Below are 26876 nucleotides of genomic sequence, written 5' to 3'. Positions count from 1 at the left end.
GATGATCGGAGACTTGCGATGACGCTCGAGGCAGGACCGGAGACCGTCACCACGAGGGACGCCCAGGGCACCGTGGGCACCGTGGGGACCGTCGAGGCGCCGCGGCGGGGACGCTGGATCGACGTCTGGGATCCCGAGGACGCCACGTTCTGGGCCGGGAAGGGCCGTGCGATCGCGCGGCGGAACCTCTGGCCCTCGATCTTCGCCGAGTTCCTCGGCTTCTCTGTCTGGCAGCTGTGGAGCATCGTCGTGGTGTCGATGCCCAAGGCCGGCTTCGGTTACGACACCAACCAGCTGTTCTGGCTGGTCGCGCTGCCGAGTCTGGTCGGCGCGACGCTGCGGTTGCCGTACACCTTCGCCGTACCGCGCTTCGGCGGGCGGAACTGGACGGTGTTCTCCGCGCTGCTCCTGCTGATCCCGACCGCGGGTCTGGCGTACTTCATGACCAGGCCGGACACGCCGTTCTGGCTGATGGCGCTGGTCGCGGCGACCGCGGGTGTCGGCGGCGGGAACTTCGCGAGCAGCATGACCAACATCTCGTTCTTCTACCCGGAGAAGGAGAAGGGCTTCGCGCTCGGCATCAACGCGGCCGGCGGCAACCTCGGCGTCGCCGTCGTCCAGCTCGTGGTGCCGATCGTGATCGTCGCCGGCGCGGGCCTGTCGCTGAACCGGGCCGGCCTGATGTGGCTGCCGCTGATCGTGCTGGCCGCGTTCTGGGCCTGGAAGGTGATGGCCAACCTCTCGGTGGCGAACTCCTCCTTCCGTACGTCGATCGCCGCGGCCAAGCGCCCGCACACCTGGGTGATCTCGTTCCTCTACATCGGTACCTTCGGGTCGTTCATCGGATTCGGGGCGGCGTTCCCGCTGCTGATCAAGACCACGTTCCCGGACATCGCGCCGGCGCACTTCGCGTTCCTCGGCGCGCTGGTCGGGTCGGTCGCGCGGCCGTTCGGCGGCAAGCTGTCCGACCGGGTCGGCGGGGCGTGGATCACGGTCTGCTCGTTCGTGGTGATGGGGCTCGGCATCCTCGCGGCGATCGTGTCGCTGAGGTCGGGGAGCTTCGCGGCGTTCCTGATCAGCTTCCTCGTCCTGTTCGTGGCGAGCGGTGCGGCCAACGGGTCGACGTACCGGATGATCCCGGCGGTGTTCCGGTTGACGACTCCGGGCGACCTGGGCCGGGCGCGGCGCGAGGCGGCGGCGTGCATCGGGATCGCGTCGGCGGTCGGCGCGTACGGCGGGTTCCTGGTACCGCGCGGGTTCGCGATGTCGACGAGCCACTTCGGATCGCTGATCCCGGCGCTGTACGTGTTCTGCGGGTTCTACGTGCTGTGCCTGGCGGTGACGTACTTCTGCTACCTCCGCGAGGGCGGCCCGCTCAGCCAGGAGCGCGTGTGAGCTCTGTCCCCACTCACTGTCCGTACTGCGCTCTGCAGTGCGCCACCACTCTGCACCCGGTCGCGCGACCGGGTGCCGTGGAGGTGCGGCCCGCCGGCCGAGGCGGGCTGTGTCGCAAGGGCTGGACGGCTGCCGACGTACTCACGGTGCCGGATCGACTCACCACGCCGCTGATCCGCAACGCCGCGGGCGAACTGGTCGAGACGAGTTGGGACACCGCGCTGGATTTCGTTGCCTCGCGCATCAAGTCGTTGCAGCAGGCACACGGTCCGGACGCGGTGGCGGTGTTCGGTGGCGGTGGGCTGACGAACGAGAAGGCGTACGCGCTCGGGAAGTTCGCCCGGGTCGCGTTGAAGACGGCGAACGTGGACTACAACGGCCGGTTCTGTATGTCGTCGGCGGCAGCCGCGACGAACCGGGCGTTCGGGATCGACCGGGGACTGCCGTTCCCGTTGGCTGATCTGGGTGGTGCGGGAGCGATCCTGCTGGTCGGCAGCAACATCGCGGAGACGATGCCGCCGGCAGTCACGCATCTACAAGGCGCGAGGGACGCGGGTGGGCTTCTGGTCGTCGACCCGCGTCGCTCCGCCACTGCTGGGCTGACCGAGGATGACGGCGGTATCCACCTGCAGGCGACGCCCGGCACGGATCTGGCGCTCGTGCTCGCACTGACGCACGTGATCCTGCAGGAAGGCCTTGCCGATACCGCCTATCTGGGCGAACGGGTCGATGACCCTGACTTGCTGATTCGGTCGACGGCTTCCTGGTGGCCGGAGCGGGCCGAGCGGGTGACCGGCGTACCTGCCGCAACCATCCGCCGGGCTGCGCGGGTGCTGGCTGCTGCTGCACCGGTGCATGGTGGCGCCGGGGCGTTCATCCTGACTGGGCGCGGGGCTGAGCAGCACAGCAAGGGCACCGACACGGTGACGGCTTGTATCAACCTCGCGCTGGTGCTCGGGCTGCCCGGTCGGTTGGGGAGCGGGTACGGGTGCATCACGGGGCAGGGGAACGGGCAGGGCGGTCGGGAGCACGGGCAGAAGGCGGATCAGCTGCCTGGCTATCGCAGCATCAGCGATCCTGCGGCTCGTGCGCACCTGATGCGGGTCTGGGGCGTGGAGGACCTGCCCGGGCCGGGGAAGAGTGCGGTTGAGCTGATCAACTCGCTCGGACAGGCGGATGGGCCGAAGGCGTTGATGGTGCACGGAAGCAATCTGCTGGTGTCGGCGCCGAACCTTGCCTCCGTGCGTGAGCGGGTTGCTTCGTTGGAGTTGTTGGTGGTTGCGGACGTGGTGCCATCGGAGACGGCGCTGCTCGCGGATGTGGTGTTTCCGGTGACGCAGTGGGCCGAAGAGGACGGGACGATGACGTCGCTCGAGGGGCGGGTTCTCCGTCGGCGTGCTGCGGTTGTGCCGCCGGGTGAGGTGCGGAGCGATCTTGCGGTGTTCGCGGGGCTTGCTGAAAGGCTTGGTAGTACAGGGTTCTCGACTGATCCGGGTGAGGTGTTCGAGGAGCTTCGGCGGGCGAGTGCTGGTGGGCGGGCCGACTACTCGGGGATCAGCTGGGAGCGGTTGGATGCCGGGGAGGCGTTGTTCTGGCCGGTGCCTGGCGAAGGACATCCCGGTACGCCGCGGTTGTTCGCGGACGGGTTCCCGACGGCTGACGGGCGGGCTCATGTGGTGGCCGTCGACCATCGGCCGGTGGCGGATGACCTGAACGCGGATGCGCCGATTTACCTGGTGACCGGGCGGTTGCTACAGCACTACCAGAGCGGTGCGCAGACGCGGCGGGTGCCGGAGTTGGCCGAGGCTGAGCCGGAGGTGTTCGCGGAGATCCATCCGCGGGTGGCTGCGCAGTTGGGGATCGGCGACGGACGGCCGGTGCGGTTGCGTACGGCCCGGGGGTCGATGGTGCTGCCGGCGCGGGTGACGACCGACGTACGGCCGGACACTGTGTTTGTGCCGTTCCACTTCGGTGGGGTTGAGGCGGTCAACGAGCTGACCAACGATGCGCTGGATCCGGTGTCTGGGATGCCTGAGTTCAAGGCGTGTGCTGTCGAGGTCACTGCTGCGGTTGTTCCGGCGGCGGGGGTGTCGGCATGAGAGTGGTGATCATCGGCGGCGGGATGGCTGGGCGACGGTTGGCCGAGTTGCTGCCGTACGACGTGACGGTGCTTGGCGACGAGCCGTCGTACAACCGGAGCAGGCTGACCGAGTACGTCGCGGGCCGAGCTGAGCCGCTGATGGGGGACGAGCAGACGGCCACCGCGGTCGCCGCCGATCGTGTTCGCCGCGTGGTGGTTGATGCCGACGGGCGCGAGTGGCCGTACGACCGACTGGTGTTCGCAACCGGCGCCGAACCGGTGGTGCCGCAGGCAGTCGCGTCCGGGGGCTATCTCCTCCGTTCGGTTGGTGATGCGCGGGCGGTGGTGGAGGCTGCTGGGTTGGTGCGGCGGGCGGTGGTGCTGGGTGGGGGTGTGCTTGGCGTCGAGACTGCTTGTGCGATGCGGGAGCGCGGGGTTGCGGTGACGCTCGTGCATGACGGGGAAACCCTGCTGGACAAGACGATCCGGGCGTCGGCGGGGCGGCGGGTGACGCGGGCGGTGCGGGGGCTGGGTGTCGAAGTACTGCTCAACACGACGGTGGACGGGACGGACGTTCGGGACGGACGCTTCCGGGGGTTGAACCTGCGTAGCGGGCGGCAGGTGTTCGGCGAGTTGCTGGTGGTCGCGTGCGGCGTACAACCACGCACCGAGCTGGCGCACGGACTCACAGTCCGCACCGGCATCGTCGTCGACCAGACCCTCACGAGCCCCGACGATCCGAACATCCACGCAATCGGCGACTGCGCCGAGGTACAAGGCCGCACGACCGGGACGGTCGCGTCCGCGTGGTCGCACGCCGAGCTTCTTGCCGGTCACCTCACCGCCATCCAGCCATCCAGCCCGCCCGCCCTGGGCGGTGGGGTGGTGGAAGCCTGGCCAGCAGACCAGCTGAAGCAGGCTCCCCCGCCCGCGCCGCAGGCGCCGTCCGCCGCGTCCGCGTACCCACTCGGGTTTGTGCCTGAGGTGGTTCGGGTGACTGCGGGTGGGCTTGACCTGCTTGTGCTGGGGGACAAGGACGAGCCGGGCGAGGTTGTGCGGCTGGAGGACGGGTCGAGGTACGTGAGGGCCGTCCTTCGCGACGGTGTGGTGCGGGCGGCGGTGGTCGTCGGGGCGCCGGAGGTGGCGGCTGAGTTGGTTCTGCTGGCGGATCGGGGGACGCCGGTTGTTGCGGATGGGTTGCTGACGGCGACCGAAGTACCGACGAAGAGGGTGCCGGCGGTTTGCCGGTGTAACGGCGTGACCCGGGCCGCGATCGAGGCGGCCTGGCGTGGGGGTGCCGACAGTGTCGACGGCATCGCCGCCACGACGCGGGCGACGACCGGGTGCGGGAGTTGCACCGGCGCCGTCGGCGAACTGCTCGACCGCTTCCGGCGCGGCGAGACCGAACCAGTCCCGAGCAGGAGGGCGACGATGGCAGAGCTGAAGAAGGCCAAACACGTTGTGGTGGTCGGCGGTGGCATGGTCGCCCATCGGCTGGTCGAGGCGCTGCGGCAACGCGACACCGACATTACCTATCGGATCACGGTCTTCGCCGAAGAGCCGCGACTGCCGTACGACCGCGTCGCACTCACCAGCTACTTCTCCGGCCGCGACCCGCAGGACCTCTCGCTCGGCGACCCCGACCTCTGGGACGACCCGGCGGTGAACCTGCGCAAGGGCGTCCAGGTCACCTCGATCGACACGACAGCCAAGACGGTGACGACCGCCCGCAACGAGCAGATCGGGTACGACGAACTCGTCCTGGCGACCGGTTCGGCCGCCTTCATCCCGCCCGTCAAGAACAACGACGCCCAAGGCTGCTTCGTCTACCGGACCATCGACGACGTCGCCGCTCTCCGCGTGTACGTCGAACGCCTGAAATCCGAAGGCAAACAGGTCAACGGCGTAGTCGTCGGCGGCGGCCTGCTCGGACTGGAAGCGGCCGGCGCACTACGCGCGCTCGATGCGACCACGAAGGTCGTCGAGTTCGCGCCCCGCCTGATGCCGTTGCAGGTCGACGAAGGCGGCGGCTCCGCCCTGTCCCGCCTCATCGAAGGCCTCGACGTCGAAGTACTGACCGCGACCCAATGCCAACGCGTCAAGCTCACCTCACAAGGAGCCGCCCGCGCGATGGCCGTTGCCGACGGCCCCGATCTGCCGGCCGACGTGGTCGTCTTCGCGACCGGCGTCCGCCCGCGCGACGAACTCGGTCGCGAGGCCGGTCTCGAGATCGGCGAGCGCGGCGGTGTCGTCGTGGACGAAGCCTGTCGTACGTCGGTGCCCGGCGTCTGGGCGATCGGCGAGGTCGCTTGTATCGAAGGCCGTGTCTGGGGATTGATTGCCCCCGGCTACACCATGGCCGAGATCGTTGCCGACCGCCTATTAGGTGGCGAGGCAACGTTCCCCGGCGCCGACACGTCGACCAAGCTCAAGCTGCTGGGCGTCGACGTAGCCAGCTTCGGAGACGCGTTCGGCGCGACCGAGGGCGCGCTCGACATCGTGTACGCCGACCCGGTGGCCGGCGTCTACAAGAAGCTCGTGCTGTCGGACGACGCTCGTACCCTCCTCGGCGGCATCCTGGTCGGCGACGCATCGGCGTACTCCGGACTGCGCCCGATGGTCGGCCGCGAGCTCGGCGCCGACCCGGCCGCGTTCCTGCTGCCCGAGGGTGCCGGACCGGTGCAGCTCGAGCTGCCGGACGACGCACCGGTGTGCTCGTGCAACAACGTCGACGCGGGCACGATCCGGTGCGCGGTAGGTGACGGGTGCGGCGACATCAAGTCCGTATGTGGGAAGACACGAGCAGGCACCAGCTGTGGCTCGTGCCTACCGGTCGTGAAGAACCTGCTCAACGCCGAGCTCACCAAGGCCGGTGTCGAGGTCAGCAAGGCGCTCTGCGAGCACTTCGCGCTGAGCCGCGCCGAGCTGTTCGACGTCGTACGGATCACCGAGCTGCGGACGTTCAGCGAGATCGTCGAGCGGCACGGGACCGGGCGCGGCTGCGACATCTGCAAGCCCGTGGTCGCGTCGATCCTGGCCAGCCTGGACCCGGCCGGTCACGTGCTCGAGGGCGAGCGCGCGACCCTGCAGGACACGAACGACCACGTGATGGCCAACATGCAGAAGGACGGCACGTACTCCGTCGTACCGCGCATCCCCGGTGGCGAGATCACGCCGGAGGGGCTGATCACGATCGGCGAGGTGGCACGCGACTTCGGGCTGTACACGAAGATCACCGGCGGGCAGCGGGTCGATCTGTTCGGCGCGCGGATCGAACAGCTGCCGGCGATCTGGAAGCGGCTGGTGGACGCCGGCTTCGAGTCGGGGCACGCGTACGGCAAGGCGCTGCGGACGGTGAAGTCGTGCGTCGGATCCACCTGGTGCAGGTACGGCGTCCAGGACTCGGTCGGCATGGCGATCGCGCTGGAGCTGCGGTACCGCGGGCTCCGGTCGCCGCACAAGCTCAAGCTCGGCGTATCCGGCTGCGCGCGCGAATGTGCCGAGGCGCGTGGCAAGGACGTCGGCGTGATCGCGACCGAGAAGGGCTGGAACCTGTACGTCGGCGGCAACGGCGGGATGACGCCCCGGCACGCGGAGCTGCTCGCATCCGACCTGACCGACGACGAGCTGTTCCGGACCATCGACCGTTTCCTCATGTACTACATCCGGACCGGCGACCGGCTGCAGCGGACCGCGGTGTGGATGCGCGAGCTCGAGGGCGGCCTCGACCACGTGCGCGACGTCGTACTGAACGACAGCCTCGGCATCGCCGCCGACCTGGACGCGGCGATGGCCAGGCACGTCGACTCGTACGTCGACGAATGGCAGGCGACGCTGAACGATCCGCAGAAGCTGGCCCGGTTCGTGTCGTTCGTGAACGCGCCGGACCAGCCCGACGCCGACCTGCGCTACGTCGTCGAGCGCAGCCAGCCACGTCCGGCCAGCCCGGCCGAACGCGGTCAGCTCGAGCCGGTCCTGCTGGCCGGCCCGCGATTGGAGGTACGCCGATGAGGGTCTGTGAGTACGACGTCCTGCTGCCCGAGCGTGGGGTCGCGGCGCTGCTCGGGGATGTGCAGATCGCGCTGTTCCGCACCCACGACGGCGAAGTATTTGCCCTCGGCAACCAGGATCCGTTCAGCGGGGCGAACGTGATCTCGCGCGGCATCGTCGGCAGCCGCGGCGACGTACCGACGGTGGCCTCGCCGATGTTCAAGCAGGTCTTCGATCTGCGGACCGGCGCCTGCCTGGACGATCCGGAGGTTTCACTGCCGGTGTACGCCGTTCAAGTGGTCGATGGACAGGTTGTGGTGAGCACCGGTGACTAGGACCGGGCCGCTGAGCGGCTGCACGATCGCGATCACCGCGCATCGGCGTGCGGAGGATCTGATCGCGTCCTTCGAGCGGCGCGGCGCGAAGGTGCTGCACGCGCCGACGCTGCAGATCGTGCCGGTCGCGGACGACCATGCGCTGATCGAGGCGACCCGGCGGGTGATCGCGAACCCGCCGGACGATGTCGTGGTCACCACCGCGGTCGGGTTCCGCGGCTGGGTCGAGGCGGCCGACACCGCCGGGCTGGCCGCGGATCTGCTCGGCACGCTGGAGCAGTCGCGGATCCTTGCCCGCGGCCCGAAGGCGCGCGGTGCGATCCGGGCGGCCGGGCTGGTCGAGCACTGGTCGGCGCGGTCGGAGACGACGGCCGAGGTGGTCGAGTGGCTGCGTACCCAGGGCGTGCACGGCCGGAAGATCGTCGTACAGCTGCATGGTTTGTCGGATCCGTCGTTGCAGGATGCGTTGCGTACGGCGGGTGCATCGGTGCGCGGGCTGGAGGTGTACCGGTGGGGGCCTGCACCCGACCCGGTGGTCGTCGAGCGGATGATCTCGCAGATCTGCGCGGGAACCGTTGATGCCGTCGTCCACACGTCGGCACCCGGCGCGCAGGCCATGCTCGACGCGGCCGCGCTGACCGGGCAGTACGACGCGTTGGTGTCGGCGCTGCGGACGGGACGTGTGCTGAACACCTGCGTCGGGCCCATCACCGCGGGTCCGTTTGTGGCGCTTGGTCTCGAGCCGCTTGTCCCGGACCGCTTCCGGTTGGGTGCGCTGATCCGGATCGTCACTGATCGGCTGACCGATGACAACGCCCGGACGATCGAGACGGAGTTCGGGCTGCTGGTGATCCGCGGTGGGGCGGCGGTGCTGGACGGCGTCGTACTGCCGCTCGGGCCGGGGCCGCGCGCCGTACTCGCGGCTCTGGTGGCGGCGGGTGGCGATGTGGTGTCCAGGCCGGAACTGCTTGCTGTGTTGCCCGGTGCCGAGGACGTTCATGCTGTCGAGGTGACGGTCAACCGGTTGCGGACCGCTGTCGGTCGGCCCGAGTTGGTTCGCACGGTGGTCCGCCGCGGCTACCGCCTTGCCGTGGAACCGGCGGGAGTGCCGTCGTGACGGATCTCGTCGCGGTGGCCCACGGGACGGCGGATCCGCGGGGTATCCGGGTCATACACGAGCTGGTCCGCGAGCTGGCGCGCCGCCGTCCGGAGCTGCCGGTTTCGTTGGGCTTCGTCGACCTCCTGACGCCGGCTCTGCCCGATCTCGCGCGCCGGGTGGCGACCGATACCGACGAGGCCGTCATGGTCCCGCTCCTGCTCAGCTCCGGCTACCACGTGTACGTCGACATCGCTGCCGAAGCCGCCCGTCGTCCCCACAAGCTGCGTGCGGCCGCTGCCCTTGGGCCCGACCCGGTCCTCGCGGACATCCTGGCCGACCGCCTCGGCGACCTGTCCCGCGTCGACCAGGTCGTCCTCGCCGCCGCGGGTTCGTCGGACTCTCGCGCGCTGATGGATTGCGAGGAAACCGCCGACCTGCTGGCCCGGCGCGTCGACCGACCAGTTGCCGTCGGCTACCTTTCCGGCATCGGCGAACGCCTGCCGTCCGTCCTCTCCCGGGTTCACGGTCGCGTCGCGGTGGCGACGTACCTGCTGGCTCCTGGGTACTTCGCAAGCCGGGTCCGCCGGCTGGCCGGCCCGCGTTTCGTCAGTCCGCCGCTCGGCGCGGATCCCCGGCTGGCCGAGCTTGCCCTGCAGCGCTACGACGCCGCCCGCCGTTCGTCAGCCATCGCCGTCTGACGGCCGGACCGGGGCGCGCCAGGCTGCTCCGGTCTGCCGCACGTACTCCGCGACGGCCTCGTCCACCGTCGGCAGGAAGTGCCGCGGGTCGATCGTGCTGGTCAACTCGTACCGCTCGATCTTCTCGCGGACCGGATCCTTCATCTCCGCGAAGACCAGCGAGATACCGCGCTCGTTGAGCCACTCGTCCAGCTCGTGCAGCATGTCGGAGGCGGTCGTGTCGACGTCGGTGATCGGCTCGGCGGCCACGATGATCCACTGCAGGTCCGGATCGTCCTCGGCGATCTCCCGCACCTTCTCCCCGAACATCCGCGCGTTCGCGAAGATCAGCGGCGCGTCGAACCGGTAGACGACCAGACCGGGCAGCAGGTCGGCGTCGGGGTGGCTCTCGATGTCGTGCAGCCCCGCGATCCCCGCCACCCGGCCGAGCTCGGTCTCGTGCGGCCACCAGGTCCGCCGGAAGACGTTCAGGATCGACAGCGCGATCGCGATCAGGATTCCGGGCAGTACGCCGAGCAAGGCCACGCCGAGCAGTGCCGCGATGGACAACCAGAACTCGGTCTTGCGTTGCTTCCAGAGCCGGCGGGTGCCGGCGACATCGGCCAGGGACAGGGCGGCCGCGATGACGATCGCGCCCAGCGTCGGCTGCGGCACGTACTGCATCACGGAGGTGGCGAACAGCAGCACTGCGGTGATCGTCGCGGCACCGACGACACCGGTCAGCTGGGACTTCGAGCCGGCCTGCTCGGCCACGGCGGTGCGCGACCCGCTGGTGCTGACCGGGAAGCCCTGGAAGAGCCCGGCCGCGAGGTTGGCGGTGCCGATGCCGACCATCTCCTGGTTCCCACGCACCCGCTCGCCACGGCGCGCGGCGAACGCCGAGGCCGTCGACATCGTGTCCGCGAGCGCGACGACGGCGATGGCCAGCGCACCGATGAACAGCGGCGGTACGTCGTCCCAGCTGACGTGCGGGATCGTGAACGGCGGGAATCCCTCGGGGAGCACGCCGACCGTGTCGACACCGTGCGACTGCAGGTCGAACGCGCCGACCACGACGGCGGCCAGCACGACCACGATCAGGACGCTCGGCAGCTTGGGCAGGAACCGGTTCAGCAGCAGGATTCCGGCCAGCGAACACACCCCGATGATCGCGGCCGTGGTGTTCGCCTTCCCGTCCGCGAGCCCCGACACGAACGCTTTCAGCTCCGCGAGCAGTCCGTCGGCATCGATCGAGAACCCGAACAACTTCGCCAGTTGACCGACCACGATCGTCAGCGCGAGCCCGTTCATGTAGCCGATCTGGGTCGGCTTCGACAGCAGATCCGCGACGAACCCGAAGCGGGCCAGCCCCGCGACCACCATCACCACACCGACCATCAGCGCCAGCATCGAAGCGAGTGCGATCGCCCGGGCCGGATCGCCGTTCGCCAGCAGGAGTGGAGCGACCGTCGCGGCGATCATCGGTCCGAGCGACGAGTCCGGGCCGAGCACCAGCACCTTGGACGGCCCGAAGACCGCATAGCCGAGCAGACACAGGATCGACGTATAGAGGCCGGTCACCGGCGGCAGTCCGGCCAGCTGGGCGTACGCCATCCCTTGCGGTACGAGCAGCGCCGACAGCACCAGGCCGGCCACGATGTCCTTGGGCAACCACGATCGCTGGTACGACCTGGCCAGTTCGGCTCCGGGGACGTACGCGCGCCACCCCGACGGTTCCACGTCGCGACCTAGCCGGCTTCGAACGGGTCGGGTGCCGCCCCCTCCGGCGACTGGGCCTCGAGGGTCTTCTTGACGTCCAGGAGAGCGTTGTGGGCGTCCTTGTCGATCGTCGGGAACTGCGGATCGATCTCGATCAACGCGTTGGCGATCACGGCGGCCGCGGCGATCCGCGCGTACCACTTGCGGTCGGCCGGAATCACGTACCACGGCGCCCATTCGGTGCTGGTGTTCGACAGCATCTTCGAGAACGCCCGCTGGTAGTCGTCCCAGTACTCGCGTTCACGGACGTCGGCCGAGGAGAACTTCCAGTTGTGGTCGGGCAGGTCGATCCTCCGCAGGAAACGGGTCCGTTGCTCCTCGTTGGACAGGTTCAGGAAGAGCTTGACGATCTTGGTGCCGTTGCGGCTGAGGGTTCGCTCCCACTCGTTGATCTCGTGGTACCGCCGTCGCCACATCCCCTTGCCCCGGGCGCTGTGCGGGAGATTCTGACGCTCCAGGAGTTCAGGGTGCACGCGGACGACGAGCACCTCCTCGTAGTGCGAGCGGTTGAAGATCGTGATCGCACCGCGCCGGGGGAGCTGTCGTTGGTAGCGCCACAGGTAGTCGTGATCCAGCTCCGCGCTCGACGGCACCTTGAAGCCGTGCACGTCCACGCCCTGCGGATTGACGCCGGTCATCACGTGCCGGATGGTGCCGTCCTTCCCGCCGGCGTCGAGTGCCTGGAGGACCACGAGGACGCCGTGGCTGTGCTGCGCGTACAGCCGGGTCTGGTACTCGGACAGGATGTCGATGCCCTCGGCCAGCAACTGACGGCCCTTTTTCTTCTTCCGCACGGTGCCGCGGTACGTCGGGTCGAAGTCCTTGGACAGCTTGACCGTCGACCCCGGCTCGACCCGGAACGCCTCGATGAAGTCGGCGATTCGTTCCTCGCGAGATGTCATGCGTTCCCCCTGACCTCGGACCGGGCGCGTTGCGGCGCGACGGTGTACTCGGGGCTCAGCGTTTCCGGCCGCGGGTGGCGGCGTCTCCGGACCGCCTTGGCCACCTCGACGACGATCGGGAGGATCGCCGCCAGTCCTGCGCAGGTGAGCCATTCGCGCGGACTCAGCGTTCGGGTGAGCAGCCCGTTCTGGAGGGTCGGCAGTTGGGTGCCCAGGAACAGCAGGGCGAAGGAGGCCAGCCCGATCGCCACTGCCTTCAGGATCGGCGCGGTCAGGCCGCTGGCCGGGTCACGCCGGTTGACCAGCGCGTTGAAGATCGTCCCCAGACCCATCACGGCGAACGTCATCGTCATCGACGTACTGGCGTGGTCGGGGCTCGGATCGTCCGGTCCCGCGACCAGGGGGCCGAGTGCGGCCAGGAACAGCACGAGCGCGTAGCCGATCCACATCATCACCGCGCCCGGGTTCGTGATCGGTACGCCGGGATCGCGCGGCGGCCGGTGCATCACGTCGGGATCGCCGGGGTCGACAGCGATGATCACGACGCCGGTCGCGGTCGCGACGAACAGCAGGTACAGCACCATCGACGGCGTCATCGCGACGCCCTGGTTGATACCGAACACCGTGGCGGCCAGGAACAGCAGGACCAGCGACAACAGCTGCGTCATCTGGTACCGCACGTACGACACGACCTTGTCGTAGACGCGCCGGCCGATCTCCACGGCGTGCACGAGCGTGCCGAAGTTGTCGTCGGTGAGCACCATCCGCGCGGCCTGCTTGGTGACCTCGCTGCCGGTGCCCATCGCCACTCCGATGTCGGCCTGCTTCAACGCCGCCGCGTCGTTGACCGCGTCACCGGTCATCGCCACGATCAGGCCCAGCTCCTGCATGGTCCGGGCGAGCCGCAACTTGTCCTGCGGCGTGACCCGCCCGAACACGTGCAACTCGGGCAACCGCTGCTTCAGTTCCTCGTCACTGAGCGCCTTCAGTTCCGTGCCGCTGACCGCCCCGGGACCGAGGCCGAGTTCGCCGCCGATCGCCTGCGCGGTGATCGCGTGGTCGCCGGTGATCATCCGTACGTCGATACCAGCCGTGAGCGCCGTCCGGACCGCATCCTTGGCCTCGGCCCGGAGCGGGTCGATGATGCCGGCCAGCCCGACGAACGACAGGTCCCGGGTGAGGGCCATCGGATCGCTGGTCATCGTCGCCTGCTCGTCGTCGGCGATCAGGCGGGCGGCGAACGCGAGCACCCGCAGGCCCTTCTGCCCCATCCTCAGGTTGGCGTCGTCGATGGCCGCGCGCGACTCCGCGATCGGAACCTGCGAGCCGCTGAGCGGGCCGCCTGCCTGGGTGCAGCGCGCGACGACCACGTCCGGTGCGCCCTTGACCAGCTCGATCAGGTGCTCGACGCCGTCGACGGTCGCCCGGTGGAACGTCGCCATGAACTTGTACTCGGAATCGAACGGAACCTCGGCCAGCCGCGGGTACGCCTGCCGGGTCTGGTCGGCGTCGATGCCGAGCTTCGCCGCCAGCACGACCAGCGCCGCCTCGGTCGGGTCGCCGATCACCGACCCGTCGTCGCCCACCACCGCGTCGCTGTCGAGCGCCAGGCCGAGGCCGAGGCGGCTGAAGTCCGGTACCGGCGTACCGGCCTTCGAGCGGATCGCGCCGCTCTTGCGGTAGCCCTCTCCGTCGACGGTGAACCACGACCCGCTCGCGTACAGCGTGGAGACCATCATCTGGTTCAGCGTCAGCGTCCCGGTCTTGTCGGTGTTGATCGCGCTGGTGGCGCCGAGGGTCTCGACGTCGGTCAGGTTCTTCACCACCGCCTTGGCCGCGGCCAGCTCCTTCGCGCCCAGCGAGAGCAGGCCGGAGACGAAGGCCGGCATACCGGTCGGGATCGCCGAGATCGCCATCGCGGTCCCGAGCAGCAGCAGGTCCTTGCCCGGAAGCCCACGGATCAGGCCGGTGATCACGATGATCGCGACCGCGCCCCAGGCGATGATGCCGAGGACCTTCGTCAACGAGTCCAGCTCCCGCTGCAACGGCGACCGGGTGCGCTTCACCGAGGTGAGCATCGTCGCGATCTGGCCCATCTGGGTCTGCATCCCGGTCGCGGTGACCAGGATCGTGCCGGTGCCCCTGGTCACCGAGGTGTTCTGGAACAGCATGTCGGTCTGGTCACCCAGCGCGACGTCGCCGGCGGTCAGCGCGCCGGCGTCCTTGGCGACCGGCGCGCTCTCCCCGGTGAGCGCGGCCTCCTGCGCTTCCAGCGTCGCCGACCGGACGATCCGCCCGTCGGCCGGCACGATGTCGCCCGCCTCGACCTCGACCAGGTCGCCCGGAACCACCTGGGTGGCCGGGATCATCGTCACCTCGCCGCCGCGGACCACCCGGGCCTGCGGGACCTGCATCTTGGACAGCGCGTCCACGCTGGCCCGCGCGGTCAGCTCCTGCCGGGTGCCGAGGCCGATGTTCAGCAGGATCAGCAGGGCGACGAGGATCGCGGTGGAGATCTCGGCGATCAGCAGGCTGACGACCACGACGGCGATCAGCATCAGGTTCATCGGGTCGCGGACCTGCGCGAGCGCGACGGACCAGATCGACGGCGGCTTCTCGGCCGCGATCTCGTTCGGCCCGTACGACGAGAGCCGGCTCGCCGCCTCGGACCCGGACAGCCCGGCAGCGGCGTCGGACCCGGCCGCGGCGACGACCTCGTCCGCTGCCAGCGAGTACGGCGGCGACTCGGTGCCGGCCGTTCCGGTCGATGATCGCGCCGTCATCCCGGTCTCGCTCACGACCATCCCCCTCCGCCTCGTGGAGGTCACGGTAGTCCGGGCATCGCCCCGGGCTCATCGTCCGTGCAGGAGGAGATTCAGCGGGTGCGCAGCAGGTCCAGGTCGGCCCGGCAGCGCGCTTCCACCTCGGCCAGATCCTCGAGCGTCTCCTCGATGTCCTGGCGGCGTTGCTCCAGCTCGGCGCGGCGGTGGGTGATCTGGTCCAGCAGGTAGACGAGTTGGCCCTCTTCGCCGGGTTCGGCGTCGTACATGTCGACGATCTTGGCGATCTCGTCGAGCGAGAAGCCCAGGCGTTTGCCGCGCAGGATCAGGCCGAGGCGGACCTTGTCGCGGGGGTGGTAGACGCGGGCGGTGCCGCGGCGTTCGGGGGTGAGCAGGCCGCGGTCCTCGTAGAACCGGATCGTTCTCAGCGTGACGGCGTACTCGGCGGCGAGCTCGGCGATCGACCAGGTCTCAGCGGACACCTGGCTATTGTGCATGCAGCCCAGCGTGCTTTACGTTTACGTAAGCGTCAAGCACGAAGGGGTACCGCATGTTCGAGCTGTCCGAGGAACACCGGGAGTTCCGCCAGAGCGTTCGCGACTTCGCCGAGGCGGAGATCGCGCCGCACGCGGCCGAGTGGGACCGCAAGCACTACTTCCCGGTGGAGGTCGTGCAGAAGATGGGGCGGCTCGGCCTGTTCGGGCTGACCGCGCCGGAGGAGTACGGCGGTGCCGGCGGCGACTTCACCAGCCTGTGCGTGGCGATCGAGGAGATCTCCCGGGTCGACCAGTCGATGGGTATCACGCTCGAGGCGGCGGTCGGGCTCGGGATCAACCCGATCCTGACCTACGGCACCGACGAGCAGAAGGCGACCTGGCTGCCCGACCTGGTGGCCGGTCAGAAGCTGGCCGGGTTCGGCCTGACCGAGCCGGAGTCGGGCTCGGACGCCGGCGCGACCAAGACCCGCGCGGTGCTCGACGGCGGCGAATGGGTGATCGACGGCTCGAAGCAGTTCATCACCAACTCGGGATCAAGCATCACGAGCTGCGTGACGGTGACCGCGCGGACCGGTGAGCGCGCGGACGGCAGGCCGGAGATCTCCACGATCATCGTCCCGAGCGGGACGCCGGGCTTCGTGGCGGAGGCGGCGTACGACAAGCTCGGCTGGCACGCGAGCGACACGCATCCGCTGGCGCTGAGCGGCGTACGCGTGCCGGAGGCCAACCTGCTCGGTCAGCGCGGCAAGGGTTTCGCCCAGTTCCTCGCGACGCTCGACGACGGGCGGGTCGCGATCGCCGCGGTCGCGCTCGGGTGCATCCGCGCGTGCCTGGAGATGTCCGTGCAGTACGCCGGTGAGCGGCAGACGTTCGGCGGACCGATCGGGCGCAAGCAGGGGGTCGCGTTCCAGATCGCCGACCTGAAGGTGATGGCCGACGCGGCCGAACTGCTCGTCTATCGGGCCGCCGCGCTGAAGGACGGCGGCGCATCCGTTGCCGATTTCAAGCAGGCGGCGTCCGTCGCCAAGTTGTATGCGACCGAGTCGGCGGTGAGCGCTACCAGGATCGCCACCCAGGTCTTCGGCGGCTACGGCTTCATGGAGGAGTACCCGGTCACCCGCTTCTACCGCGACGCCAAGATCCTCGAGATCGGCGAAGGTACGTCGGAGGTGCAGCGGATGCTGATTGCCCGAAGCCTCGGGCTGCCGGTGGAATGATGCCTGCATGACCCACGATCACTGGACTGAGGTCAAGGTCGCCCGCGAAGCGACGCTGGCGCCGCCGGAGAAGGCCAAAGCCAAGCTCGACAGTCAGAACAAGCTGTATGTCCGCGACCGGATCGCGCTGCTCGTCGACGAGGGCAGCTTCGTCGAGGAAGCGCAGTTGGCCAATGCCCTCAACGCCGGCCTGCCCGCCGACGGTGTGGTCACCGGTCGGGCGCTGGTCGACGGCCGCCCGGCGCTGATCGTCGCCAACGACCCGACCGTCAAGGCCGGCTCGTGGGGTGCGCGGACGGTAGAGAAGATCGTCCGGATCACCGAGGTGGCGCTCCGCGACGAGCTGCCGATCTTCTGGCTGATCGACTCCGCCGGCGCCCGCATCACCGACCAGGTCCAGCTGTTCCCGGGCCGTCGCGGCGCGGGCCGGATCTTCCACAACCAGGTCGCGCTGTCCGGCAAGGTCCCGCAGATCTGTTGCCTGTTCGGCCCGTCCGCGGCCGGCGGCGCGTACATCCCGGCGTTCTGCGACATCGTGATCATGGTCGACGGCAACGCCTCGATGTACCTGGGCTCGCCCCGGATGGCCGAGATGGTCGTCGGCGAGAAGGTCACGCTGGAGGAGATGGGCGGCGCCCGGATGCACACCAGCGTCTCCGGCTGCGGCGACCTGCTCGCCTCCGACGACACCGAGGCGATCGAGCTCGCCAAGCAGTACTTCTCCTACCTCCCCGGTTCGTGGCGCTCGCGACCCCCGTCGTACGACGCCTCGGACGCCGGCCGCGACTTCACCCGGGACCTGGTGCCGGCCGAGGAGAGCGTCGGGTTCGACATCCACGACGTGATCGACGCGGTCGTCGACGCGGACACGTTCTTCGAGATCAAACCGGCGTACGCGCCGGAGCTCGTGGTCGGGTTCGGGCTGCTGGCCGGGCAGGTGGTCGGGATCGTCGCGAACCAGCCGGCGGTCAAGGGCGGCGTCCTGTTCGTCGACTCGGCGGACAAGGCGGCGCGGTTCATCTGGCTGTGCGACGCGTTCAACGTGCCGCTCATCTACCTCTGCGACGTGCCCGGGTTCATGATCGGCAGCGAGGTCGAGCGGGCCGGGATCATCCGGCACGGCGCGAAGATGATCACCGCGGTGTCCGAGGCGACCGTGCCGACGGTGTCGGTGATCGTCCGCAAGGCGTACGGCGCGGGGCTGTACGCGATGTGCGGCCCGGGCTTCTCGCCCGACGCGTGTGTCGCGCTGCCGACCGCGAAGATCGCCGTGATGGGTCCGGAGGCGGCGATCAATGCCGTGTACTACAACAAGATCCAGGAGATCGCCGACGAGGGCGAGCGGGTCGAGTATGTCGCGAAGCTCCGCGAGGAGTACGAGACCGATATCGACATCCTGCGCCTGGCCGCCGACCTGGTCATCGACGCGATCGTCGAACCGGAGGACCTCCGCAACGACCTGATCGCCCGCCTCGCCGCGGCCCAGTCCAAAGACCGGACGTTCTCCCACCGCCGTCACGGCGTACCGCCGGTGTAGCTAGGCTCGGCCGTGTGACTGCACGGGAGTTCGCCAACAGGATTCGTTCGCGGGAGAAGCTGGTCGGTTACTGGGTGACGCTGGACGCGCCGCCGGCGACCGAGCGGATCGCCCGGCTGGGCTACGACTACGTCGTACTGGACGGACAGCACGGTCTGATCAGCACCACCGGTCTGCTGCACGGACTGATGGCGATCGACGCCGGCTCAGCGATCGGGTCCGGTACGGCGGTCGGTCTGGTCCGCGTCGAGGCGAACGATCCGACGCCGATCGGGCGCGCGCTGGACACCGGTGCGGCCGGGGTGATCGTGCCGTTGATCGACACCGCGGACGATGTGGCGCGGGCGGTCCGCGCGGCGAAGTACCCGCCGATCGGCGTACGGTCCTTCGGGCCGTTGCGGGCCTCGTTGCGGATCGACCAGGTGCCGGCCGAGGCCAACGCGACCACCGTCGTACTGGCGATGATCGAGACGCCGCTCGGGCTGAAGAATGTCGCCGAGATCTGCGCGACGCCGGGTCTCGACGGGGTGTACGTCGGCCCGTCGGACCTCGGGTTGTCGCTCGGGGCACGGTTCCCGGGTGATCCGGAGATCGACGGACCGTTCGAGGAGGCGCTCGAGCTGATCGCCCGGACCGCCGCCGACGCGGGGATCGCGGCCGGGATCCACACCTTCGACGGGGGGAGCGCGCGGGCGCGGCTGGCCCAGGGGTACACGTTCGCAACCGTCTCCTCCGACCTGAGTCATCTCGAGGCTGCGGCCGCCGCACACCTCGATACCGCCCGCGGTACCTATCCGGGTTAAGTTCGAAGGAGCACACCGAGGAGGGCCGCGGATGAAGGCACCCGAGCGAGGGGCACTGCCGTTGGGACTTGCCGCCACGCTGGGGCGGACGTACGGGCGGCTGACCGAGACAGTGCAAGGGCTGAGCGACGCGGACTTCGAGCGCGAGACCCGCTGCCCGGGGATGCCCGTCGGCCCGTTGCTCGTGCACCTCCTGTACGACGCGGAGCGGGCGCTGATCGCCTTCGCCAGCCCGGCCGTGGTCGAGCCCGACCGGGACTTCGTCACGTACTGGAAGGACTTCCCGCCGCAACCCGATGGCGATACCAGCTTCGTCCGGGGGATCGCGGCGTCGTACCGCAAGCCCGGCCAACTCGTGCAGCACTGGCGTGAGGTGTCCGAGGCCGCCGTCCGGGCGTCCGCGCTGGGGCTCGCCACGAAAGGCCACCGGATCGAGACCCAGGGCCATGTCCTGCGCGCGGTCGACTTCGTCGCGACATTGGTGCTGGAGGCAACGGTTCACCACCTCGACCTGACCGTCGGGTTGCCGGACGCGCCGGAGCCGGATCCGGAAGGACTGCAGGTGACCGCACGCACGCTGGACGGGCTGTTCGGGCCGGACGCGTGGGACGTGATCGGCTGGGACACCACGACGTACGTGCTGAAGGCAACCGGTCGGGTGCCGCTCGACGAGAACGACCTGGAGATGCTCGGCCCGCACGCGAGCCGCCTGCCGCTGCTGGGCTAGAACACCCCGGCGAACGGATCCTCCAGCTCCTGCCAGTCGAGGCTCGCCAGCTCCGACTCGGTGAGCAGACACGCGTCGAGGATCGCCTGCAACCGCGCCGGATCGAGGCCCATTCCGGTCGCGACCACCGTGCACTCGGCGAGGTGCTCGGTCTCCGACCACTCGCCCAGCATCCCGAGCGACGCGCTGTACCCGGCGGACTCCCAGCGGACGCGCTGCGTCGGCCGGTTTGCCAGCCAGACCACTCCGCGGCTCCGGACGACGCCGTCGACGATGTCCTCAAGCGCGTCGTTCAGCCGGGCTGGGTGCAGCGGACGCGTTGACGTCCACAACACCGTCGTCACCCCGTCGCCGCTCGGCTGGACCCGATCCGACGACGCGAGCTCACCGGCCCACGCCTCGGCGGCCGCAAAGTCGAACCGCCCGGTCCGCGCGACCGCTCCGGTCGGTACGCCGGCTGCATCCGCGGTCACCACGGAAGTCCGCGGGTTCAGATGCTCGAGCAGATGCACCAGCCGCTCAGCTGCTGCGCTGCGATGGGCATTGGCGAGCAGGCACACATCGGCGTACTCGATCTGTCGGGCCGTCAGCTCCGCGACATTGCGTCGATCGGGCAGACCGAGGGCGAGACCGCGCTCGGCGAGCAGCTCGTCACCGGACAGTTGCTCTACGAGCAGTACGGCGTCGACGACGCAGGTGACCGTGTCCACGACAATCTCCGGCAGGACGGAGACCAGCGTGGCGACGAGTGGACGCGCCTCCATCGCGGGCGGCGCCGCGAGCACGATGTGGTCCCAGTTCGCCCGCGCTACCAGTGCCTCCAGCAACGGCACCAGCGACTCGATCAGCTGGCAGGCGCCGCAGTCGTCCCCGACCGTGAACTCACCGGCATCGATCGGACCGGACCCGTCGCGCACCTGCCAGGACAGCACGCCGCGACCGGGCAGTTCGTCCTGGTCCACGACCACGACCACTGTGGTGGCGTCGGTCATCGCATCGAGAACAGGCTCCCGCAGGGTTGTGGAGAGCCCGACCAACAAGGACAACGGAGTCTTCGCTCGGGCGGTCATCTCCCCAGTATATGAAAACGGTTTTCATCAGTCCAGAGGCCCGATCGTCTGATAGTCAAGGGGTATGGCGATCGAGATCGGGCGGTTCACCGGTGAATGGGACGAGCTCCTGGAGCTCCTGGACATGGCGTTCTCGTCGCCGTGGACCGACGCGCAGTACGAGTCCGAGCGGAAGATCTGGGAGCGCGAGCGGTCGACGGTCGCGATCGACGACGGGCAGCTCGTCGGGCACACCGGGACGTTCTCGCATCGGATGGCGGTGCCGGGCGGGCAGCTGCCGGTCGCGGGCGTGACGATGGTCGGCGTCCGGGCCACGCATCGGCGGCGGGGCATCCTGCGTGACCTGATGCGGGCGCAGCTGACCGACATCCACGAGGCCGGCACCGAGCCGCTGGCCGCGCTGACGGCGAGCGAGCCGGTCATCTACCCGCGGTTCGGGTACGGACTCGCGGCCGATCACCAGGAGATCGCCGTACCGAAGGTGTCGCGCACGCTGCGCCCGGTGGACGGCATCGACGACGTGCTGATCCGGTACGTCGACGTACGTGAGAGCCTCGCTCGCTGTGGAGAGCTGCGGAACAAGCTGGCGCTGGAGCGGCCGGGGATGTTCCAGCACGACGAGCGCTGGCAGGAGTACACGATCAGCGACAACCTGACCGGCAACCCTGCCAACGCGTCGAAGGTCCGGTGCGTGCTGGCGGAGCGGGACGGCGAGCTGACCGGGTTCGCCCACTACCGGACCAAAAGGGCAGAGAAGGGGTACGTCGACGTGCACCGGGTGCACGCGGTCGACATCGCGTCCCACGCCGCGCTGTGGCGGTACCTGCTCGAGCCGGATCTGCTCAGCGAGACGCGCAGCGAGATGCTCGCGTCCGACGACCCGCTGCTGGACCTCCTGCTCGACCCGCGGGCACCGTCGCCGATCACGCGGGACGGCCTGTGGGTCCGCCCGGTCGATGTCGGTACGGCGCTCGCGGGGCGGACGTACGCGCGTGACGTCGACGTCGTCATCGAGGTCATCGACGACTTCCTGCCGTGGAACGCGGGCCGCTGGCACCTCGACGGCGGGCCGGACGGCGCCAGCTGCGAGTCCACGACCCGGGACGCGGACCTGACGCTGCACGTGCGTGATCTCGGCGCCGTCTACCTCGGCCGCCCGTCACTGGCCAGGCTCGGCCGCGCCGGTCTGGTCGAGGAGCACACGGCCGGCGCGCTGTCCACGACTGCGGAAGCGTTTTCCACATCTCGACTCCCCTTCCTCGATACGGGCTTTTGACGGGGTAGCCTGCCCAGATGCAGACGCAGCGGCGGGGTGCACTCGCGGTGGCCGTCGTGGTGCTCGTGGGGGTCGTGGCGGCAGGCTTCGTCGTGCTCGCGTCGGCGAGCGGGCCGGTCCGGCCGGTGAGCGAGAGCACGCTGAAGGCCAGCCCGCGGCCGCTGCCGACGTTCACGCCGTCCGACACCGCTGCGCCTCCGCCGTCGGCGACAGCATCGCCGCGCGACATCAAACCGGTGGAGATGCCGGCCTGGTTGAAGGCGTTGTGGCAGGCGGTGATCTACCTGGCGATCGCCGCACTGCTGGTGTTCATCGGCCTGCTCATCTACCGGATCATCAGCAAGGTGCGGCTGCCGCAGGCGGAGCCCGACGACACGGACTGGGAGCGGGTGAAGACCGAGCGGCTGGCCGAGGCCGTCGACGAGGGCCTGGCTCGCATCGACTCCGGCAGGGCGACGGATGCGGTGATCGCCTGCTGGGTGGCGTTGGAGGAGGCGGCCGCCTCGGCCGGAGTACCGCGGGATCCGGCGGAGACGCCGGCCGAGTTCACCGTGCGGGTGCTCGGGATCGGCGGGATCTCCGAGGGGCAGCTGGTCCGGCTCGGTGAGCTGTACCGCGAGGCGCGGTACTCCACCCACGGCTCGAGCGAGGACGCGCGGACCGAGGCCCGGGCGGCCTTGCTGCGGTTGCGCGATGACCTTGCCGCGGCTCATCCCCAGGAGGTCGGATGACGTCGTACCGCTGGTCGGCCTTGGAGGAGAAGGGGCCGCCGCAGGAGGTCAAGAAGACTCGGTCGCTGCGGCTGAACAAGCTGCTGCTGCAGCACGTCGGCATCGCGGTGCTGGCGAGTCTGCTGCTGGTTGCCGTGTTCGGTGCGGCGGGCATGGCGCCGCGGCCGCTCTGGTTCGTGGGCGCCGCGCTTGCGATCGGGGTCGGGTCGCTGGCGATCCGGTTGGTCCTGCCGCAGGTGGTGGAGACGAGCTGGCCCGGCCAGCACGACGACAAGCTCGCCGCGCTGCGTACGCGGACCAGCGACAACCGCACGCAGTTCATCGCCACCTGGCTGCAGGAGTCGAGCCGTGAGCGACGTGCCGGCGAGGGCTCCCAGACCTTCGTACGTCGGGTTCGGCCGATGCTGCTGGAGCTGGCCACCGACTGTCTGGTGCACCGGCACGGCGTCGACCCCGAGCGCGAGCCGGACCGGGCTCGCGAGATCACCGGCGATCGCCTCTGGCTGCTGATCACCAGTGATGACAAGCGCACCGCGTCCCTCGACGAGATCGAGTACGCGATCCACACCATCGAGAACCTGTGAGGAATACCTGTGACTGATGGCGAGCTGACGCTGGACGAGGTCTCCGACCTGTGCCGGCAGGTGCTGGAGCGGGTCAGCCAGGCCGTGGTCGGGAAGGCCGAGGCCCTCGAGCTGGTGCTGGCGGGCGTCCTGGCCGGCGGGCACGTGCTGCTCGAGGACTACCCGGGTCTCGCGAAGACGCTGGCCGCGCGGTCGTTCGCGCAGGCGCTCGGGCTGGAGTTCCGGCGGGTGCAGTTCACGCCGGACCTGCTGCCGTCGGACGTCACCGGCGGGTTCGTGTACGACCAGAAGGAGTCCGAGTTCGTCTTCCGGCCCGGCCCGATCTTCACCGGCCTGCTGCTCGCCGACGAGATCAACCGGACGCCACCGAAGACGCAGGCCGCCCTGCTGGAGTCGATGCAGGAGCACCAGGTCACCGTCGAGGGACAGACCTTCCCGCTGCCGACTCCGTTCCACGTGCTCGCCACGGCGAACCCAGTGGAGTACGAGGGCACCTATCCGCTGCCGGAGGCACAGCTCGACCGATTCATGCTGCGCATCGGCTTCGGCTACCCGAGCCCCGCGGAGGAGTGGGAGGTACTGCGGCGTCGGATGAGCCGTCGTCGTGAAGACCAGACCGTCGACGCGGTGACCGACGCGGCTGGCCTGCTCGCTGCACAGCAGGCCGTCGAGCGGGTGACGGTCGACGACACCGTCGGCCAGTACTGCGTCGACCTGGCCGCGGCGACCCGTCGGGACTCACAGGTACTGGTAGGTGCGTCGCCGCGTGGTTCGTTGGCGCTGCTGCTGACGGCGCGGGCGTACGCGGTGATCAAGGGCCGCGACTACGTCGTACCGGAGGATGTGAAGGCGGTGGCCGTGGCTGCGCTGGCGCACCGGATCACTGTGCGGCCGGAGCTGTGGCTGCATGAGGTAACGGGGGCGACAGTTGTGCGGACGGTGCTCGGTTCGGTCGCGGCGCCGCCCACGGTGGTCGGCGCTACCAGCGCATGAGGTGGCGTCCTACGCACGCGCAGATCCGGGCGATCTGCGTGGCCGCGGTGCTGCTGGCGGTCGCCGTACTGTTCCGGCGGCCGGACGCTGCCGTGTTCGGGTTGCCGTTGGCGTTCCTGGCCGGCTGGGGGCGGTTCTTCCGGCCTCGTGAGCAGCCGGAGGTACACACCGAGCTGGACGCGGACGTGCTGTTCGAGGGGCAGGCGACGACGTACCGGCTGCGGGTGCCGGACGGGGTCGACCCGGATATCGACCTGATCGTGGCGGCGCTGCCGCGGACGGCCTGGTTCCAGTACGACCCGCCGCAGGCGGCGATCGCAGAGCCGGTGTCGAACGGTGAAGTGCAGCTGGAGGTCGGCGTCCGGTCGAAGCGGTGGGGACTGCGGTCGTTGGAGCGGCCAACGGTCACGGCGACCTCGGCTGTCGGGGCGTACCGGGTCCAGGTGACGTCGGTGGAGTCGCAGGCGGTGACGACGCTGCCGTTGCGGGAAGGCTTCGAGGCGGTTGACGCCGTACCGCGGCCGGCTGGGCTGGTCGGGTTGCACCGGTCGCGGCGGCCGGGTGAGGGGACGGAGCTGGCCGGCGTACGGCCGTTCCGGACGGGCGACCGGTTGCGGCGGATCAACTGGGCGGTGTCGGCCCGGACGCGGGAATTGCATGTCACGTCGACCTGGTCGGACCGCGACACCGAGGTCGTGATCATGGTCGACACCGGTGGCGAGATCGGGGTCAGTGAAGGGATCGACGGGCGGTCGTCGAGCCTCGACACCGCCGTACGGGCAGCCGCTGCGGTTGCGGAGCACTACTTGCGCAACGGCGACCGGGTGCGGTTGATCGACACCGGCAGCCTGTTCCGCGGTGTGCGGTCGGGGAGCGGGCGCGCGCATCTGCGGCGGATCCTCGACACGCTCGTGCATGCGGATCGGCGCGGTCGGCAGCAAGACGAGGAGCAGCTGGCGCGGCGCAATCGGGTCCGGTCGGACAGCTTGGTGCTCGTACTGAGTCCGCTTCTGCGGCCGGTGATGCTCGGCTACATCGTCACGCTGGTCCACTCCGGCTGCACGGTGATCGCGATCGACACGTTGCCGCCGGACATCACCTCGATCCTGGAGCCGGAGGCGCATGACGTCCGCTCCTGGCCGCTCGCCTGGCGCCTGCGGTTGCTCGAACGTCGTCGCGATCTCGACCGGCTCAGCGACCTCGGCGTACCGACGGTTCCGTGGCGTGGCTCCGGGACGCTGGATGAGGTACTGCGGGACGCCGCGCGGCTGTCTGCGGCACCGAGGATCCGCTCATGAGTACGGCCGAGAAGATCACGCTCTGGCTGGCGCAACTGCGGGCGTCCGGGCGGGCGGTGATCTATGCCCGGTTGGTGATTGCGGTTGCGGGCGCTGTCGCGCTCGTCGTACCGGCTGTTCAGTCGTGGGACCAGCTGGATCTGATCCCGCTCGTCGGCGTACCGATGCTGTTGGCAACTGTTGTGTTGCCGGATTCGCTGGCGGGGTTCGTGTTCCTGGTGGTGGTCGCGCTGGGGTGGTTGGTGCGGGCGCCGGCCGAGATCAGCTGGAGCCTGGTGGTGACGGCGGTGGCGCTGGTGGTGGTGCATCTGGCCACCGCGTTCGCGGCTCAGCTGCCGTCGTACGCGCGCGTGCATCCGGCAGCGCTGCGGCGTTGGTGGTTGCCTACGGCAATCGCCTCGTTGTTGGTGCCGGTGGTGGCTTTGGCGGCTGCCTTGGTCCAGGGAGCGGATGTTCCGGGATCGCTGGTGGTGACGGTGGTTGCGATGGGGCTGGGGACGGCGACCATCTGGTTCGCCGCCGGGCAGAAGCTGGATCGGAGCTAGTTGCCGAGGGTGCCTTCGATCTCCTCGGCCCAGGGCATCGGGATCGCGTTCGGGCCGATCACCTGCATCGCGGACATGACGGTCAGCAGCATGCCGGCGGAGAGGAACTCGCGGGCTTCTTGCGGAGTCGCGCCGGTCAGGTCGCGGATCAGCGTGTAGATACTGCCGAAGCGTTCCCGGACGCAGTCGCCGATGGCCGGGTCACCGCTGGCGGAGAAGCCGTGCAGCAGGACCAGGAGCAACTCGGGCTCGCCCAGCAGCGCCTTGTAGTTGCGGCCCAGCGCGCCCAGCTCGGGAGACTCCTCGGCGGCCTCGCGGAAGATCTCCTCGATCCGTGTGCACACGCTCTGCACCGCGGCCAGGAACAGTTGTTGCTTGGTGCCGAACAACCGGATCACGTAGGGCTGTGAGACCCCGGCCATCCGCGCGATCTCGTCGGTCTTGGTGCCTTCGTACCCGGACGCGGCAAACGCGCGGACGGCGGCCTCCAGGACCTCTGCGCCGCGCTCCTTGGCGGTCAACCTAACCCTCGTCATCCCAGCTCCTCTCGAACACGCTTGA

The 26876-nt window shown here is 69.5% G+C and carries 22 protein-coding genes; 16 read left to right on the top strand and 6 right to left on the bottom strand.

Annotated elements, in window-relative coordinates; all coding sequences use genetic code 11:
• Positions 1-18: 18 nt before the first annotated feature.
• From ACFWUU_RS09020 to ACFWUU_RS08995, 6 genes are read left to right on the top strand one after another with little or no spacing between them, the layout of a single operon-like run.
• The gene (locus ACFWUU_RS09020) at positions 19-1395 is read left to right on the top strand and encodes an MFS transporter (RefSeq protein ID WP_380174010.1); all 1377 of its coding nucleotides are present in this window, start codon (positions 19-21) and stop codon (positions 1393-1395) included.
• On the top strand, positions 1392-3494 hold the full coding sequence (locus ACFWUU_RS09015) for a molybdopterin oxidoreductase family protein (RefSeq protein ID WP_380174008.1): 2103 nt from the start codon (positions 1392-1394) through the stop codon (positions 3492-3494). Before ACFWUU_RS09020 ends, ACFWUU_RS09015 begins: the two co-directional genes overlap by 4 nt.
• Entirely contained in the window at positions 3491-7486 is a 3996-nt protein-coding gene (gene nirB, locus ACFWUU_RS09010; RefSeq protein ID WP_380174006.1) for a nitrite reductase large subunit NirB, read from the top strand. The genes ACFWUU_RS09015 and nirB overlap by 4 nt, the downstream gene beginning before the upstream one ends.
• A complete protein-coding gene (gene nirD / locus ACFWUU_RS09005; RefSeq protein ID WP_380174004.1) occupies positions 7483-7800 on the top strand; it encodes a nitrite reductase small subunit NirD in 318 nt (105 codons plus the stop codon). Before nirB ends, nirD begins: the two co-directional genes overlap by 4 nt.
• Positions 7793-8917, top strand: coding sequence for a uroporphyrinogen-III synthase (locus tag ACFWUU_RS09000; RefSeq protein ID WP_380174002.1), 1125 nt, complete (start codon positions 7793-7795; stop codon positions 8915-8917). Before nirD ends, ACFWUU_RS09000 begins: the two co-directional genes overlap by 8 nt.
• Positions 8914-9597 (top strand): sirohydrochlorin chelatase, encoded by a 684-nt coding sequence (locus tag ACFWUU_RS08995; protein WP_380174000.1) that lies wholly within the window; start codon positions 8914-8916, stop codon positions 9595-9597. The genes ACFWUU_RS09000 and ACFWUU_RS08995 overlap by 4 nt, the downstream gene beginning before the upstream one ends.
• Here the strand turns inward: ACFWUU_RS08995 and ACFWUU_RS08990 are convergent.
• From ACFWUU_RS08990 to ACFWUU_RS08975, 4 genes are all read right to left on the bottom strand, one after another.
• Positions 9580-11316 (bottom strand): SulP family inorganic anion transporter, encoded by a 1737-nt coding sequence (locus ACFWUU_RS08990; protein ID WP_380173998.1) that lies wholly within the window; start codon positions 11314-11316, stop codon positions 9580-9582. The genes ACFWUU_RS08995 and ACFWUU_RS08990 overlap by 18 nt on opposite strands.
• Positions 11317-11324: 8 nt before the next feature.
• Positions 11325-12257 carry a PPK2 family polyphosphate kinase gene (locus tag ACFWUU_RS08985; protein WP_137252875.1) on the bottom strand — a complete coding sequence of 311 codons (933 nt, stop codon included), beginning with the start codon at positions 12255-12257 and terminating at the stop codon, positions 11325-11327.
• Positions 12254-15055 (bottom strand): cation-translocating P-type ATPase, encoded by a 2802-nt coding sequence (locus ACFWUU_RS08980; RefSeq protein ID WP_380173996.1) that lies wholly within the window; start codon positions 15053-15055, stop codon positions 12254-12256. The genes ACFWUU_RS08985 and ACFWUU_RS08980 overlap by 4 nt, the downstream gene beginning before the upstream one ends.
• A 77-nt stretch (positions 15056-15132) precedes the next feature.
• Positions 15133-15519 carry a MerR family DNA-binding transcriptional regulator gene (locus ACFWUU_RS08975; protein WP_380173994.1) on the bottom strand — a complete coding sequence of 129 codons (387 nt, stop codon included), beginning with the start codon at positions 15517-15519 and terminating at the stop codon, positions 15133-15135.
• A gap of 68 nt (positions 15520-15587) precedes the next feature.
• Between ACFWUU_RS08975 and ACFWUU_RS08970 the strand changes: the two genes are divergently transcribed.
• Genes ACFWUU_RS08970 through ACFWUU_RS08955 form a run of 4 tightly spaced genes read left to right on the top strand, consistent with a single transcriptional unit; the run spans position 15588 to position 19818 of the window.
• Complete coding sequence (locus tag ACFWUU_RS08970; RefSeq protein WP_380173992.1) at positions 15588-16751, top strand: acyl-CoA dehydrogenase family protein; 1164 nt, start codon at positions 15588-15590, stop codon at positions 16749-16751.
• A 7-nt stretch (positions 16752-16758) separates the two neighbouring features.
• On the top strand, positions 16759-18288 hold the full coding sequence (locus ACFWUU_RS08965; RefSeq protein ID WP_137252879.1) for an acyl-CoA carboxylase subunit beta: 1530 nt from the start codon (positions 16759-16761) through the stop codon (positions 18286-18288).
• A gap of 14 nt (positions 18289-18302) precedes the next feature.
• Positions 18303-19091 (top strand): HpcH/HpaI aldolase/citrate lyase family protein, encoded by a 789-nt coding sequence (locus ACFWUU_RS08960; RefSeq protein ID WP_380173990.1) that lies wholly within the window; start codon positions 18303-18305, stop codon positions 19089-19091.
• Between the two features lie 31 nt (positions 19092-19122).
• Positions 19123-19818 (top strand): maleylpyruvate isomerase N-terminal domain-containing protein, encoded by a 696-nt coding sequence (locus ACFWUU_RS08955; protein ID WP_380173988.1) that lies wholly within the window; start codon positions 19123-19125, stop codon positions 19816-19818.
• Here the strand turns inward: ACFWUU_RS08955 and ACFWUU_RS08950 are convergent.
• Complete coding sequence (locus ACFWUU_RS08950; RefSeq protein WP_380173986.1) at positions 19815-20888, bottom strand: CobW family GTP-binding protein; 1074 nt, start codon at positions 20886-20888, stop codon at positions 19815-19817. The two genes, ACFWUU_RS08955 and ACFWUU_RS08950, sit on opposite strands and share 4 nt — an antisense overlap.
• A gap of 64 nt (positions 20889-20952) precedes the next feature.
• On the opposite strand from ACFWUU_RS08950, the gene ACFWUU_RS08945 reads away from it, so the two are divergent.
• Genes ACFWUU_RS08945 through ACFWUU_RS08920 form a run of 6 tightly spaced genes read left to right on the top strand, consistent with a single transcriptional unit; the run spans position 20953 to position 26315 of the window.
• On the top strand, positions 20953-22164 hold the full coding sequence (locus ACFWUU_RS08945; protein ID WP_380173984.1) for a GNAT family N-acetyltransferase: 1212 nt from the start codon (positions 20953-20955) through the stop codon (positions 22162-22164).
• Positions 22165-22181: 17 nt separating this feature from the next.
• Entirely contained in the window at positions 22182-22895 is a 714-nt protein-coding gene (locus tag ACFWUU_RS08940; protein WP_380173982.1) for a DUF4129 domain-containing protein, read from the top strand.
• On the top strand, positions 22892-23479 hold the full coding sequence (locus tag ACFWUU_RS08935; protein ID WP_380173980.1) for a hypothetical protein: 588 nt from the start codon (positions 22892-22894) through the stop codon (positions 23477-23479). Before ACFWUU_RS08940 ends, ACFWUU_RS08935 begins: the two co-directional genes overlap by 4 nt.
• A gap of 9 nt (positions 23480-23488) precedes the next feature.
• Entirely contained in the window at positions 23489-24472 is a 984-nt protein-coding gene (locus ACFWUU_RS08930; RefSeq protein ID WP_380173978.1) for an AAA family ATPase, read from the top strand.
• Positions 24469-25770, top strand: a complete 1302-nt coding sequence (locus ACFWUU_RS08925; protein WP_380173976.1) for a DUF58 domain-containing protein — start codon at positions 24469-24471, stop codon at positions 25768-25770. The genes ACFWUU_RS08930 and ACFWUU_RS08925 overlap by 4 nt, the downstream gene beginning before the upstream one ends.
• Positions 25767-26315 (top strand): hypothetical protein, encoded by a 549-nt coding sequence (locus ACFWUU_RS08920; protein ID WP_380173974.1) that lies wholly within the window; start codon positions 25767-25769, stop codon positions 26313-26315. Before ACFWUU_RS08925 ends, ACFWUU_RS08920 begins: the two co-directional genes overlap by 4 nt.
• On the opposite strand, the gene ACFWUU_RS08915 is transcribed toward ACFWUU_RS08920, so the two are convergent.
• Positions 26312-26851: a TetR/AcrR family transcriptional regulator gene (locus ACFWUU_RS08915; RefSeq protein ID WP_137252888.1), complete on the bottom strand. Its 540-nt coding sequence runs from the start codon at positions 26849-26851 to the stop codon at positions 26312-26314. The genes ACFWUU_RS08920 and ACFWUU_RS08915 overlap by 4 nt on opposite strands.
• Between the last annotated feature and the right edge of the window lie 25 nt (positions 26852-26876).

Source organism: Kribbella sp. NPDC058693 (genome assembly GCF_042715335.1).
Taxonomy (GTDB): domain Bacteria; phylum Actinomycetota; class Actinomycetes; order Propionibacteriales; family Kribbellaceae; genus Kribbella; species Kribbella jiaozuonensis.
The sequence above is the reverse complement of the archived record's forward strand: the minus strand, read 5'-3'. Positions and strand labels throughout refer to the sequence as shown.

What these genes read in the sequence shown, in the direction of transcription:
- ACFWUU_RS08935 (WP_380173980.1), top strand. Translation starts at nt 22,892, where the DNA reads ATGACGTCGTACCGCTGGTCGGCCTTGGAGGAGAAGGGGCCGCCGCAG.
- ACFWUU_RS08945 (WP_380173984.1), top strand. Translation starts at nt 20,953, where the DNA reads ATGGCGATCGAGATCGGGCGGTTCACCGGTGAATGGGACGAGCTCCTG.
- ACFWUU_RS08970 (WP_380173992.1), top strand. Translation starts at nt 15,588, where the DNA reads ATGTTCGAGCTGTCCGAGGAACACCGGGAGTTCCGCCAGAGCGTTCGC.
- ACFWUU_RS08915 (WP_137252888.1), bottom strand. Translation starts at nt 26,851, where the DNA reads ATGACGAGGGTTAGGTTGACCGCCAAGGAGCGCGGCGCAGAGGTCCTG.
- ACFWUU_RS08955 (WP_380173988.1), top strand. Translation starts at nt 19,123, where the DNA reads ATGAAGGCACCCGAGCGAGGGGCACTGCCGTTGGGACTTGCCGCCACG.
- ACFWUU_RS08920 (WP_380173974.1), top strand. Translation starts at nt 25,767, where the DNA reads ATGAGTACGGCCGAGAAGATCACGCTCTGGCTGGCGCAACTGCGGGCG.
- nirD (WP_380174004.1), top strand. Translation starts at nt 7,483, where the DNA reads ATGAGGGTCTGTGAGTACGACGTCCTGCTGCCCGAGCGTGGGGTCGCG.
- ACFWUU_RS08985 (WP_137252875.1), bottom strand. Translation starts at nt 12,257, where the DNA reads ATGACATCTCGCGAGGAACGAATCGCCGACTTCATCGAGGCGTTCCGG.
- ACFWUU_RS08950 (WP_380173986.1), bottom strand. Translation starts at nt 20,888, where the DNA reads ATGACCGCCCGAGCGAAGACTCCGTTGTCCTTGTTGGTCGGGCTCTCC.
- ACFWUU_RS08925 (WP_380173976.1), top strand. Translation starts at nt 24,469, where the DNA reads ATGAGGTGGCGTCCTACGCACGCGCAGATCCGGGCGATCTGCGTGGCC.
- ACFWUU_RS08965 (WP_137252879.1), top strand. Translation starts at nt 16,759, where the DNA reads ATGACCCACGATCACTGGACTGAGGTCAAGGTCGCCCGCGAAGCGACG.
- nirB (WP_380174006.1), top strand. Translation starts at nt 3,491, where the DNA reads ATGAGAGTGGTGATCATCGGCGGCGGGATGGCTGGGCGACGGTTGGCC.
- ACFWUU_RS08940 (WP_380173982.1), top strand. Translation starts at nt 22,182, where the DNA reads ATGCAGACGCAGCGGCGGGGTGCACTCGCGGTGGCCGTCGTGGTGCTC.
- ACFWUU_RS09020 (WP_380174010.1), top strand. Translation starts at nt 19, where the DNA reads ATGACGCTCGAGGCAGGACCGGAGACCGTCACCACGAGGGACGCCCAG.